The organism is Stenotrophomonas rhizophila, from assembly GCF_007667275.1.
Taxonomy (GTDB): Bacteria; Pseudomonadota; Gammaproteobacteria; order Xanthomonadales; family Xanthomonadaceae; genus Stenotrophomonas; species Stenotrophomonas maltophilia_AE.
Genome location: NZ_VDQT01000001.1, coordinates 865,798 through 877,830 on the forward strand (window position 1 = coordinate 865,798; position 12,033 = coordinate 877,830).

Sequence of the window (12,033 nt, forward strand, 5' to 3'; positions counted from 1 at the left end):
CTTGCCGCAGGCTGGTTTCAGCCGCAACGGTTAACACTAGATTAACACAATAAGCCCGTTATATGACGATTTGGCGACAAAACACACGCCATCACAACGCGTTCGTGACACCGTCTTCACATTTGGCTGAATTGGGCCAACATGCAGGGGGGTTTCACCGTTCAGGTGATCGACAAGTTCCATGGCGCCCGGATGGGACCGCACAGAGTGCCGATCCACCATTGCCGCCGGGTTACGCCAGGTGCTGGACCTGGCCGCGGTGCGCGATCCCGGCCGCCGACAGCAGCTGGACGGCCGCCGCAGCGGCGAGCGTCGGCTCACGGGCACTGCCGTCCTCGTCCAGCGAAAACGCACGCGCCCGCAGCGCGGTGCGCATCGGGCCGGGCTGCAACCCGCTGACCCGCACCGTGCTGCGGGCCAGTTCGTCATGCAGGGAGGCGATCAGCCCACGCAGGCCATGCTGGGCCGCCCCATAGCCGCCCCAGAAGGCACGCCCTACCCGCTCGGGATCGTCCACGGTGAACACCAGTGCGGCATCCTCGCGCTGGCGCAGCAGCGGCAGGCAGGCCTGGGCCAGCCAGGCCGGCGCGGTCAGGTTGACATGCACCGCCCGCGCGAACGCGGCCGGGTCGGCATGTTCGAACGGGGTCAGGCCGGCAAAATCGGCCGCGCAGTACAGCACGCCGTCCAGCCGGCCGAGCTCGGACTGCAGCCGCTCGGCCAGGGTGGCGTAATCGTCCGGGGTAGCCCCTTCCAGGTCCAGCGGGTACAGCAGCGGCTCGGGACCTGCGGCCTCGACCGCGGCATACACGCGGTCGAGGCGGCGCGGTTTGCGCCCCAGCAGCACCACGGTGGCCCCTGCCTGGGCGCAGGCCACGGCAGCGGCGCTGCCGAAGCCGCCGCCGGCCCCGGCGATGAGAATGACGCGGTCGGCCAGCGACCCGGTCCCGACCCCGATGGACGGGACCGCGTTCATGGCTGCGAGGCCTCTTCGACGATGCGCTTGAGCTCGCCGGACTCGAACAGCTCCAGCACGATGTCGCAGCCGCCGATCAGCTCGCCGTTGATGAACAGCTGTGGGAAGGTGGGCAGGTTGGAGAAGCGCGGCAGGTTGGCGCGGATCTCCGGCTCTTCAAGCACGTTGACGGTGCGCAGCGCGACCGCGCCAGCGGCCATCAGCGCCTGCACGGCGCGGCTGGAAAAGCCGCACATGGGATACTGCGGGGTGCCCTTCATGAACAACACGAGGGGATAACGCTCCACTTCGGCCTGGATCTGTTGCATCACCGCCACCACACTCTCCCTGCGCAACGGGGCACCCCACCTCGGCGGTCGGATAGACTCCCTGTACGTTCATTGTAATCCTACTGGCCCCGCCGCGACCCATGCCCTTCGAACTGCCCCGCCTGCCCTACGACCGTACCGCCCTGCAGCCGCACCTGTCGGCCACCAGCCTGGACCTGCACCACGGCCACCACCGCGCCTGCATCGATACGGTGAACGCGCGCATCGAGGGCACCGAACTGGCCGAGCTGGCGCTGGAGGAGGTCGTGCGCCACAGCCAGGGCAGCCTGTTCGACGCCGCCGCCCAGGCCTGGAACCTCGCGTTCTACCGGCAATGCCTGGGCCCGCGCGCGGGCGGCGATCCGCAGGGGCGGCTGGGCGAACGGGTCAGCCGCCATTTCGGCGATGCCAGGCGCCTGCGTGAAGAGTTCGACCGGGCCGCGCTGGGGCTGTTCGGCTCGGGCTGGGTCTGGCTGGTGCAGCACCCGTCGGGGGCGCTGGCGATCCAGGTCACGCGCAACGCCGGCACACCCCTGACCGGCGACAGCACACCCCTGCTGGCCTGCGATGTGTGGGAGCACGCGCATTACACCGACTACCAGAACGACCGCGGGCGTTACCTCGAGGCGTTCTGGAAGCTGGTCAACTGGGACTTCGTCGCCAGCCAGCTGCGCGATTGAAGCGAGTAACGACCAACGGTCGTTACCTACCGGAATGTCGCAAGGCAGGTCACGACCGTTGGTCGTGATGCCCCGCACCCCGGTAGGTCACGACCGTTGGTCGTGACGTCAGGCAACCTGGTAGGTCACGACCGTTGGTCGTGACGTCAGGCGTCGCGCAGCGACGCTGCCGCGGGGGCAACCTGCGCAGCGCGATCCAGCTGCGCCCCCACTGCATCGAGCGCAGCGCCCAACGCAGCGGCATCGTCCTCGCGCAGGGTGGCGTGGCCTACCTTGCGACCCTCGCGCGATTCCTTGCCGTAGTCGTGCCAATGGCCGCCGGGCTGCGCCAGCACGGCCTCGGCATCGGGCATCTCGCCGATCCAGTTGAGCATGCAGGCATGCCCGAGCATGCGCGTATCGCCCAGCGGCAGGCCGAGCACCGCGCGCAGGTGGTTTTCGAACTGCGAGGTTTCGCTGCCTTCGATGGTCCAGTGCCCGGAGTTGTGCACGCGCGGCGCCATTTCGTTGGCCAGCAGTTCGTCGCCGCGGCAGAACAGTTCCAGCGCGAACACGCCCACGTAGTCCAGCCGCTCGGCCAGGGTCTGCGCGTAGCCGATGGCCGCCTCGTACTGCGCCGGCGCCAACCGGGCCGGCGCGACGCTGGCCGAGAGCACGCCATCGACGTGCCAGTTGCCGGTCACCGGCCAGGCGCGGAACTCACCGTCGATGCCGCGCACCGCGACCACGCTCACTTCGCGCTCGAACGCGACGAAGCCTTCCAGGATCAGGCCGGTGCGCTCGACCTGGGCGCCCAGCGCCAACCAGGCCGCGTCGATGTCGGCGGCCGTGCGCAGGCGGAACTGGCCCTTGCCGTCGTAGCCGAAACGGCGGGTCTTGAGGATGCACGGCAGGCCGAACGCGTCCACCTGGGCGGCGAGCTCGTCGCGGCTGCGGATATCGGCGAACGGCGGCAGCGGAATGCCCAGTTCGCGGAACAGGGTCTTCTCGCTCAGCCGATCCTGGGCCACCGACAGCGCATCCGGGTTGGGATACACCGGCACCCGCTCGGCCAGGAAGCGGGCGCTGCGCGCCGGCACGTTCTCGAAATCGAAGGTCACCACGTCGACCCGCTCGGCGAACGCAGCCAGCGCTGCCTCGTCCTCGAACGCGGCCACCTGCAGCGGCGCGAGCTGGCCCCCGCAGGCATCGGCGGCGGGGTCGAACAATTCAAAGCGCAGCCCCATCGGGGCACCGGCCAGGACCATCATGCGGGCGAGCTGGCCACCGCCCAGGATGCCAACGGTCTGCACGGTCATTGGCGCGGATCGTCGTGGGCCATGACGTCTTCGGTCTGGCGGGCGCGGAAGGCGTCCAGCGCCTGGCCGATGACCGCCTGTTCCGGGGCCAGCATGGCGGCGGCGAACAGCGCGGCGTTGGACGCGCCGGCGTTGCCGATGGCGAACGTGGCGACCGGGATGCCGGCCGGCATCTGCACGATCGACAACAGCGAATCCATGCCGTTCAGGGCCTTGGACTGCACCGGCACGCCCAGCACCGGCACGGCGGTCTTGGCCGCGATCATGCCCGGCAGGTGCGCGGCGCCGCCGGCGCCGGCGATGATGGCGCGCAGACCGCGCGGACCGGCCTGCTCGGCGTAGGTGAACAGCACGTCCGGGGTCCGGTGCGCCGATACCACTTTCACTTCGTAGGGAACACCGAGCGCGTCGAGCTTCTGCGCCGCGTGCTGCATGGTTTCCCAGTCGGAGCGGGAACCCATGACGATGCCGACGAGCGGCGCGGATTGGTTGGGGGTCATTGGCCGTCACCTGCCTTAAAGACGTATTCTAGCCGTCTTCCACGCACGACGAAGAGCCCCATGGACCGCAAAGTCATCGACCGGCTGTGCTCGCCGCACACCCGCCAGCCCCTGTCCCTTCTCGACGCCAAGGGCCTGGACGCGCTCAACAAGGCCATCGCCGCCGGCGGCGTGACCAAGGTCGGCGGCAGCCCGCAGTCGCAGCCGCTGCGCGAGGCGCTGCTGACCCGTGACCGCAAGGAGGTGTTCCGCGTGGACGACGGCATTGCGGTGCTGCTGCCGGAAGAAGCCATCGACACCGCCCAGATCGCCGATTTCCCGGAAAAATGAGCCCGGCCCCGCTGACGCCCCCGGCCCCGGACCAGGTCCAGGCCGACGTGGCCCGCGCCCTGGCCGAGGATATCGGCAGCGGCGATGTCACCGCCGCCCTGCTGCCGGACCGTCCGGACCGCGCGTACCTGTTGTGCAAGCAGGATGCGGTGATTGCCGGCCGACCCTGGTTCGACGCCACCCACCGCGCCCTGGATCCGCAGGTGCGGATCGAATGGCAGGTCGCCGAAGGCGATGCGGTGCGCGCCGGTACCGTGCTGGCCCTGCTGCACGGGCGCAACCGCAGCCTGGTCAGTGCTGAACGCACCTCGCTGAATTTCCTGCAGACACTGTCCGGCACCGCCACCACCACCGCCCGCTACGTGGCCGCCGTGGCGGGCACGGGCACGCGCATCCTGGACACCCGCAAGACCCTGCCCGGGCTGCGCGTGGCGCAGAAATACGCGGTGCGTTGCGGCGGCGGTGATAACCACCGCCTGGGTCTGTTCGACACGGTGATGCTGAAGGAAAACCACATCCGCGCCGCCGGTTCGCTGACCGCTGCGGTCAACGCCGCACGCGCGCAGTGGCCCCGGCTGCCGCTGGTGGTGGAAGTGGAGGACCTGGACCAGCTGCGCGAGGCGCTGGCGGTGGGCTGCGACCGCATCCTGATCGATGATTTCGATGCGGCCACGCGCCGCGAGGCGGTGCGCATCGCGGCCGGCCGCATTCCGCTGGAGGTATCCGGCAGCGTGGACCTGACCGGTCTTCGCGCGATTGCCGAAGACGGGGTGGACTGCATCTCGATCGGGGGCCTGACCAAGCATGTGCAGGCGATCGATCTTTCGCTGAAGCTGGGCGACCCGCCCTGATCGGGTACCGACCAACGGTCGGTACCTACCCTTCGTACCGACCAACGGTCGGTACCTACCATCGGTCCCGAACAACGGTCGGCGGCTGGCCCGGTAGCGCACGACCGTTGGTCGTGCGCCGGCGCACCGCTGCCTTCACGGGCTTCCCCTACCGGCTCTGCGACGCTTCCCCTGCCCTCACCCGGAGTGCGTGGATGCGCCCCCTGCCCCTGCTTGCCTGTCTCTCGCCCCTTGCCCTGATGCTCCCGGGCGCCGCCGCCGCCGCCGAAGTCTGTGACATCCCGCCGCGCTACGGCCTGAGCCCGCTCGCCATGAGCATCGTGCGCACTGCGTGCAACGAGCATCGGCTGTGGTACCGCCCCTTCATCGACGGCGACGGCCGCGCCGCCAACCTGGGCGTGAGCGAGGCCGAGCGCGAGTACCTGTCCGACGATGGCATGCCCGCGTGGCAACGCGTGGTGGCGTACTGGCGCGACAGCGGCACCCTGGGGCCGATGGGCAGCCAGCCGGGCGCAACCAGCTGCATGGAGCCGTTCGGCACGCGCTACACGGACAGCGACTGCCGGGCCTTCCTGATCGACAACCCGTGGTCGGCCGCTTTCATCTCCTGGGTTATGAGTCGTGCCGGGGTACCCGGCTTCACCCGTTCGCCGCGCCACATCGACTACATCCGCGCCGCTTACCAGAACACCGGCCCCTACCGGATGACCGATCCCGCGCAGGAAAAGCCCGCGCCCGGCGACCTGCTGTGCTATCTCCGCGGGCGGAGCGAATCGCTGAGTTACGCCGGGCTGGTGCAACAGCTCAGCGGCGGCACGGTGGCGAACTGGAAGTCGCACTGCGAGGTGGTGATCGCGGCCAACATGGGCGGCGACCACACCCTGTACCTGATCGGCGGCAACGTCATGAACACGGTGGCGATGCGCAAGCTGTCGCTGGACCGCAGCGGCCGCATCCAGTTGCCGCCGGCCCCGTCCAACGACCCCTACGACATCGGCTGCACCCCCGGACGCGAAGACGAGTGCAACTTCAACCGGCAGGACTGGGCCGCGCTGCTGAAGCTGGTGGCGACCACGTCGGTCGGACCGACGTCCAGCTACACGCCCGCCCCTCCGCCTACGCCGGCCACCGGCCTGCCACCGGCACCGGCACCGGCCCAGCCGGGTGTGCCGGCTGCCGCTCCGCAGCAGAAGCCCACGTTCCCGCGTGTTGTCCCGCCGCGCCCCGTGCAGCCGCAGCCGACTCCCCCACAACAACCGCCGGCGCAGAAACAGGACGGGTCGCCGGCTTGATCCGGCGCCGGTTCGTCGCCATCTTGGTGGTTCCTGATTCCAATTCCGCACCGAGCCGCCGATGCCCAGTCTTATCCTGTTGATGATTGCCGGCGCGTTCGCCTACGCCTTCTGGAATTCGTCGCGCGCGGCGGCCGAGCGCGCCATCGAGCTGGGCCGCAATGCCTGCCGCGCCGCCGATGTGCAGTGGCTGGACCAGGCCGTGCACGCCAGCAGCCTGCGCGTGTGCCGCAAGGAGAATGGCTGGCTGGGCTGGGAGCGCACTTACCGCTTCGAGTATTCGCACGATGGCATCGACCGCCACACCGGGCGCATGGTGCTGCGGGGCGACCAGCTGGTGGCGTTCGTGGGACCGTCCGCGGCGCGGATCAGTGAAATCCGGCGTGGGGTGGATACGCGCGGGGCCGAGGATGTGTGACCTCGAGTGCCGACCAACGGTCGGCACCTACCCGCTGATGTCTGTTACTTGACCACCCGCAGGTGCGGGCGTCCGCTGGGCTTGGGCGGGGTATCGTCCGGCGTCGGCGTGTCGTCCGGCGGCACGCCATCGTCCGCGCTCGGCTCGTGGCCGGGGATGTCATCGGGCAACGCCATGCCCTGCCCGGTCTCGCGGGCGTACACGGCCAGCACGGCCGAGATCGGCACCTGCACCGGGTAGCTGGTGCCGGAAAAACGGGCCGAGAAACTCACGGTGTCGTTGTCGATGTGTAGCCGCACCACCGCACGCTCGGCGATGTTGAGCACGACCCGGCCGTCCTTGATCGCGCTCGGCGGCACCTGAACGCCGGGCATGCCGGCATCCACCAGGATGTGCGGGGTCAGGTCGTTGTCGTTGATCCATTCCACCAATGCCCGCAACAGGTACGGGCGGTGGCTGGTCATGCGGAAAGTGTCTTCAGTCATTATGGGGCGCCGCGGAAAGGTGACGGCTCTGGATTCTGGTTGCCTGCCGCCAGTGTACGCGCCCACCCGTGCAGCGGTCAGCATGCACGGTGCGTGCGTATGGCGTGGGTGCAGCGACGCCGTGTCAGGCCGGCAGGTCGCGCAGCTTCTTTTCCTGGTCGGTCAGGCTGCGGATGAAGCCGGGGTGGCGGAAGATGCGGTTGCCGTAGTCCTCGATCGACTTGCCGTCCTTGGGCAGCGGCACGTCCAGCGACTGCAGGCGCCAGATGATCGGCGCCATGGCGCAATCGGCCAGGCTCATTTCCGGGTTGAGGAAGAATTTGCTGGCCTTGAACAGCGGTACGGCGCTGGTCAGCAGTTCCTTCAGGCGCTTGCGACCGGCTTCGGCCTGGGTCTTGTTGCCGAGCTGGATCGCCTGCACCTGCGGCACCCAGTCGTGCTCGATGCGCAGCATCGCCAGGCGGATGCGCGCGCGCGACAGCGGATCGACCGGCATCAGCGGCGGGTGCGGGTAACGCTCGTCGAGGTACTCGCTGACCACCGAGGCCGCATACAGCACCAGTTCCCGCTCCACCAGGGTCGGCACGGAGTGGTACGGATTGAGGTCGATCAGGTCCTCGGGCGGATTCTGCGGATCGACCGGGACGAAATCATAGGTAACGCCTTTGGCGGCAAGCACCAGGCGCACGCGATGGCACAGCACGTCGTCGTTCGAGGAAAACAGCGTCAGGGTATTCCGCATGCGTACGCTCGCCGCCATCAAAGGCTCTCCAGCAGTCGATATCCGTCGACTGCGTCGGCGCCGCCGGCCCATTGCCGACAGTCGTCACAGTACCCGAGTGTGCAACTGCCCATCACAAAAGCCAATAGGCCGATCGATGTAGGCACATCGATCGGCAATGCCAATCGCACGGACTCAGTGCACGTCCTTCCAGTACTCCTTTTTCAGCAGGTACGCCAGGAAGGTCAGCAGGGCCAGGAACAGAACCACCCACACGCCCAGCTGCTGCCGCTTCAACGCGGCCGGCTCGCCGGCGTATTCGAGGAAGTTGGTGATGTCGCGCACCGCCTGGTCGTACTGGCCCGGATCGAGGGTCCCGGGCTGGACCAGTTTCAGGCCGGTCACCGGTGCATCGGCGCCTGCCGCTTCGGGCTTGCCCAGCACCGCGTGCTGCAGGCCCTGCATTTCCCATAACGGGTTGGGCATGGACGCGTTCGGGAACAGCGCGTTGTTCCAGCCCAGCGGCCGGCTGGTGTCGAGGTAGAACGACTTCAGGTAGGTGTAGACCCAGTCGCTGCCCCGCACCCGCGAGATCAGGCTCAGGTCCGGCGGCATCTTGCCGAACCACTTCTCGGCCTGGTCGTGCGGCATCGTCACCGGGACCGGTTCGCCGATCGGCACGCCGGTGAAGTTGAGGTTGTTCATGACCTCTTCTTCGCTCAGCCCCAGGTCCTGCGCCATGCGCGAATAGCGCAGGTACTTCAGCGCATGGCAGCCGGAGCAGTAGTTCATGTAGAGCTGCGCACCCCGCTGCAGCGAGGCGCGGTCGCCCAGGTCGTTGCCGGCCTGCAGGGTCTTGCCGCCTTCGGCGGCACCGGCCACGGTGCTGGCCAGCAGCAGGGCGGCCGCGCAGGCCAGCCGGACAATCCAGTGGTCAGTCATGCGTGGTCACCCGGTCCGGTACCGGCTTGGTCCTGTCCAGCTTGGTCCATATCGGCATGGTGATGAAGAAGGCGAAGTAGAGGAAGGTCAGCACGCGCCCGACGTAGGTTTCATGCGCGTCGGTACCGGGGCCCGAACCAATCACCCCGAGCCAGATGAAGCACACCGCGAACATGCCCAGCAGACCCTTCGACAGCAGGCCGCGGTAGCGGTAGGACTTGACCCGTGCGCGGTCCAGCCAGGGCACCAGGAACAGGATCGCGATCGCCGAGAACATCACGATCACGCCGCCCAGTTTGTTGGGCACCACGCGCAACATCGCGTAGTACGGCGTGTAGTACCACACCGGCTTGATGTGCTCGGGCGTGACCAGGCGGTTGGCCTCGGTGAAGTTGTCGTGTTCCAGGAACAGCCCGCCGAAGCCCGGCGCGAAAAAGATGATGAACGCGGCCAGGACCAGCAGGAAACCGGCACCCACGCCGTCCTTGAGCGTGTAGTACGGATGGAACGGAATGCCATCGGTGGGCGCGGTGGCCGACCAGCGGTTGCCCTTCGGCCCCTTCTTGATCTCGACACCGTCCGGGTTGTTGGAACCCACTTCATGCAGCGCCCCCAGGTGCAGTACCACCAGCAGCAGCAGCACCAGCGGCAGCGCGATCACGTGCAGGGCGAAGAAGCGGTTGAGGGTGGCGTCGCTGGGCAGGTAGTCGCCCATGATCCATTCGGTGAGCCCGTTGCCGATCACCGGAATGGCGCCGAACAGCGAGATGATCACCTTCGCGCCCCAGAACGACATCTGTCCCCACGGCAGCACGTAGCCCATGAACGCTTCGGCCATCAGCACCAGGTAGATCAGCATGCCCAGGATCCAGACCAGCTCGCGCGGCTTCTGGTAGCTGCCGTACATCAGGCCGCGGAACATGTGCAGGTAGACCACGATGAAGAAAAGCGAGGCCCCGGTGGAGTGCATGTAGCGGATCAGCCAGCCCCACTCGACGTCGCGCATGATGTACTCGACCGAGGCGAACGCTTCGGCAGCGCTGGTCTTGTAATGCATGGTGAGGAAGATGCCGGTCACGATCTGGTTGACCAGGATCAGCAGGGCCAGCGAACCGAAGTAGTACCAGAGGTTGAAGTTCTTCGGCGCGTAGTACTCGCTCACGTGCTTGCGGTACACCGGCATCAACCCGGGCGCGCGGGCGTTGACCCAGTCGGCGACGCCGGTGGCGGTACGGGAAAGGATGTTGGCCATGATCAGGCTGCCCCCTGCGGATCGACGCCGATGATGATGGTGCTGTCATCCTGGTAATGGTGCGGCGGCACCAGCAGGTTGATCGGCGCCGGAACGCCATCGAAGACGCGCCCGGACATGTCGAACCGGGACTTGTGGCAGGGGCAGAAGTAGCCGCCCTTCCATTCCGGGTCGTAAGGCTCGGGGCGGATCTCGGCCACCATCTCGGGCGAGCAGCCCAGGTGCGTGCACAGCCCGACCAGGACCGAGACCTCGGCCTTGATCGAACGGAATTCGGGGTTCTGCTTGAGGACGTAGGCCGGCTGCTGGTCGGCGACCTTGGACTCGGGATCCCTCAGGCGCCCATCCAGACTGGGCAGTGCCTCGAGGATCGCCTTGGAGCGCCTGACGATCCAGATCGGCTGGCCACGCCACTCCATGACCAGTCGCTGGCCTTCCTGCAACGCGCTGATGTCGGCGGTCACGGGCGCACCGGCCAGCTTGGCGCGGGCACTGGGATTCCAGGACTTGATGAACGGAACTGCTGCGAAACCGACGCCGACCGCTCCCACCACTGCAGTGGTTGCTGAAAGAAATCGTCGACGTCCAGTGTTGACTGGATCGTTTACCCCATCGTTGGCCATCCGGCACTCCGATATTGATTTAGGTAGCTTGAGGCTGCCAGCAGACCGGTGGGGGCCAGTCCACAATGAATCCTGATCGACTATAGCGGAACCTGACTCGGCGACACAATGGTGGTGAGAGCACGAGGGCCGGCCAACGGCCGGCGCTACCAAGGCATCGCCGAAATTGATCGAACCGGCCCACGGCCAGCGTCGACGTCGGTAGCGCCGGCCGTTGGCCGGCCTTCGCAATGCGGCCGAACGCGTGTGGGTACTACTGCGTGGACGCGGTGGCGCCGCGATAGCGGTCGGCCAACAGGGCTACGCGCTTCACGTAGTACTGGGTCTCGCTGTAGGGCGGCACGCCCCCGTGGCGATCGACCGCGCCCTCGCCGGCGTTGTACCCGGCCGCAGCCAGGGTCAGATTGCCATTGAAGCGTTTGAGCAGCCACGACAGGTACTGCACGCCGCCGCGGATGTTCTGCGCGGCGTCGTAGGAGTCGGTGACACCGAAGCGGCGCGCGGTCGGCGGCATCAGCTGCATCAGGCCCTGCGCGCCGGCGCGGCTGAGCGCGGTCGGGTTGTAGGCCGATTCGGCATGGATGATCGCGCGCACGATCGCCTCTTCGACCCCGAACTCGCGCGCGGCGGCGGAGATTTCAGACTGGAAGGCGGTGGTGTTGAGCCGCACCGCGCCGAAGTTGACGCCCGGATTGGCGCCGCACGCGTAGCAGCGCTCGATGAAGCTGTAGTGGATGGTGCGGACCTGGCCCAGGCTGGCCACCTGCGCCGGGCGCCGGCTGGTGTAGTGGCGCACGCCATCCTGCATATAGGAGTAGACCTGCCCGGAGACGACTCGCCCGGCCTTGGCGCCGCGCGGCGCGGGCGCAGGCGCTGCGGTCAGCACGGTAGCGGGCTGGACCGGTGCCGGGGTCGGAGCCAGTGCCGTGGCCGAACCGGCACCGTCGGCGACGGGCGCTGCAGGAGCCGCTGCGGTCGCGGCCGGCATGGGGGCGGGCGTCGGCGGTGAGACGTAGCGGCGCGGGGTGCTGCGGTCGGGGCGGTAGTTGCTGACCACGCTGCAGCTCGCGCCGGAAACACGCTTGCTGACATAGCTGGGAATGCCGTCGGCGCCGACGCACTTGTACAGCGTGCCCGCACTGGCCGGCATAGCGGTCAGCGCAGCCAAGGCCAGCGCAGCGATCCCCAAGATCCCCTTCATGGGCGCGAGTGTCTCCGTTTCGCGCGCCGTTGCCAAGTCTTTGACGGGGTCTTTACGTTGGACCCTGCCCCGGGTCACAGATCGCAGCCACGCAGGACGTGGCTCTACCCCGTAGCGCCACGACCTGCGTGGCCGCCGCCCCCGGGGTACAATCGC

The 12,033-nt window shown here is 67.9% G+C and carries 15 protein-coding genes; 5 read left to right on the forward strand and 10 right to left on the reverse strand.

Translation table 11 applies throughout. The features are described from left to right. Positions 1–232: 232 nt before the first annotated feature. Both FSZ13_RS03725 and grxD read right to left on the reverse strand, forming a co-directional pair. Entirely contained in the window at positions 233–976 is a 744-nt protein-coding gene (locus FSZ13_RS03725; protein ID WP_145478056.1) for an SDR family NAD(P)-dependent oxidoreductase, read from the reverse strand. Continuing rightward, positions 973–1,293: a Grx4 family monothiol glutaredoxin gene (gene grxD / locus FSZ13_RS03730; RefSeq protein WP_070206960.1), complete on the reverse strand. Its 321-nt coding sequence runs from the start codon at positions 1,291–1,293 to the stop codon at positions 973–975. The genes FSZ13_RS03725 and grxD overlap by 4 nt, the downstream gene beginning before the upstream one ends. A gap of 92 nt (positions 1,294–1,385) precedes the next feature. On the opposite strand from grxD, the gene FSZ13_RS03735 reads away from it, so the two are divergent. Further along, positions 1,386–1,964: a superoxide dismutase gene (locus FSZ13_RS03735; RefSeq protein WP_145478057.1), complete on the forward strand. Its 579-nt coding sequence runs from the start codon at positions 1,386–1,388 to the stop codon at positions 1,962–1,964. A gap of 146 nt (positions 1,965–2,110) precedes the next feature. Here the strand turns inward: FSZ13_RS03735 and FSZ13_RS03740 are convergent, their stop codons facing one another. Both FSZ13_RS03740 and purE read right to left on the reverse strand, forming a co-directional pair. Continuing rightward, positions 2,111–3,262 carry a 5-(carboxyamino)imidazole ribonucleotide synthase gene (locus tag FSZ13_RS03740; protein ID WP_145478058.1) on the reverse strand — a complete coding sequence of 384 codons (1,152 nt, stop codon included), beginning with the start codon at positions 3,260–3,262 and terminating at the stop codon, positions 2,111–2,113. After that, positions 3,259–3,762, reverse strand: coding sequence for a 5-(carboxyamino)imidazole ribonucleotide mutase (gene purE / locus FSZ13_RS03745; RefSeq protein ID WP_145478059.1), 504 nt, complete (start codon positions 3,760–3,762; stop codon positions 3,259–3,261). The genes FSZ13_RS03740 and purE overlap by 4 nt, the downstream gene beginning before the upstream one ends. A 60-nt stretch (positions 3,763–3,822) precedes the next feature. Between purE and FSZ13_RS03750 the strand changes: the two genes are divergently transcribed. The 4 genes from FSZ13_RS03750 to FSZ13_RS03765 all read left to right on the forward strand — a co-directional run bounded on the left by FSZ13_RS03750 (position 3,823) and on the right by FSZ13_RS03765 (position 6,653). After that, positions 3,823–4,092, forward strand: a complete 270-nt coding sequence (locus FSZ13_RS03750) for a Trm112 family protein (RefSeq protein WP_145478060.1) — start codon at positions 3,823–3,825, stop codon at positions 4,090–4,092. Further along, positions 4,089–4,943 carry a carboxylating nicotinate-nucleotide diphosphorylase gene (gene nadC, locus FSZ13_RS03755; RefSeq protein WP_145478061.1) on the forward strand — a complete coding sequence of 285 codons (855 nt, stop codon included), beginning with the start codon at positions 4,089–4,091 and terminating at the stop codon, positions 4,941–4,943. The genes FSZ13_RS03750 and nadC overlap by 4 nt, the downstream gene beginning before the upstream one ends. Positions 4,944–5,137: 194 nt before the next feature. Next, positions 5,138–6,235 (forward strand): DUF2272 domain-containing protein, encoded by a 1,098-nt coding sequence (locus FSZ13_RS03760; RefSeq protein WP_145478062.1) that lies wholly within the window; start codon positions 5,138–5,140, stop codon positions 6,233–6,235. Positions 6,236–6,296: 61 nt separating this feature from the next. Next, positions 6,297–6,653 carry a DUF3301 domain-containing protein gene (locus FSZ13_RS03765; RefSeq protein ID WP_145478063.1) on the forward strand — a complete coding sequence of 119 codons (357 nt, stop codon included), beginning with the start codon at positions 6,297–6,299 and terminating at the stop codon, positions 6,651–6,653. Between the two features lie 44 nt (positions 6,654–6,697). Here the strand turns inward: FSZ13_RS03765 and FSZ13_RS03770 are convergent, their stop codons facing one another. The 6 genes from FSZ13_RS03770 to FSZ13_RS03795 all read right to left on the reverse strand — a co-directional run bounded on the left by FSZ13_RS03770 (position 6,698) and on the right by FSZ13_RS03795 (position 11,877). After that, on the reverse strand, positions 6,698–7,138 hold the full coding sequence (locus FSZ13_RS03770) for a ClpXP protease specificity-enhancing factor (protein ID WP_145478064.1): 441 nt from the start codon (positions 7,136–7,138) through the stop codon (positions 6,698–6,700). Between the two features lie 124 nt (positions 7,139–7,262). After that, positions 7,263–7,898, reverse strand: a complete 636-nt coding sequence (locus FSZ13_RS03775) for a glutathione S-transferase N-terminal domain-containing protein (protein ID WP_145478065.1) — start codon at positions 7,896–7,898, stop codon at positions 7,263–7,265. Between the two features lie 156 nt (positions 7,899–8,054). After that, positions 8,055–8,801 (reverse strand): cytochrome c1, encoded by a 747-nt coding sequence (locus FSZ13_RS03780; RefSeq protein ID WP_145478066.1) that lies wholly within the window; start codon positions 8,799–8,801, stop codon positions 8,055–8,057. Then, on the reverse strand, positions 8,794–10,053 hold the full coding sequence (locus FSZ13_RS03785; RefSeq protein WP_145478067.1) for a cytochrome b: 1,260 nt from the start codon (positions 10,051–10,053) through the stop codon (positions 8,794–8,796). The genes FSZ13_RS03780 and FSZ13_RS03785 overlap by 8 nt, the downstream gene beginning before the upstream one ends. A 2-nt stretch (positions 10,054–10,055) precedes the next feature. Further along, complete coding sequence (gene petA / locus FSZ13_RS03790) at positions 10,056–10,676, reverse strand: ubiquinol-cytochrome c reductase iron-sulfur subunit (protein ID WP_145478068.1); 621 nt, start codon at positions 10,674–10,676, stop codon at positions 10,056–10,058. A gap of 253 nt (positions 10,677–10,929) precedes the next feature. Continuing rightward, positions 10,930–11,877, reverse strand: coding sequence for a lytic transglycosylase domain-containing protein (locus tag FSZ13_RS03795; RefSeq protein WP_145478069.1), 948 nt, complete (start codon positions 11,875–11,877; stop codon positions 10,930–10,932). Between the last annotated feature and the right edge of the window lie 156 nt (positions 11,878–12,033).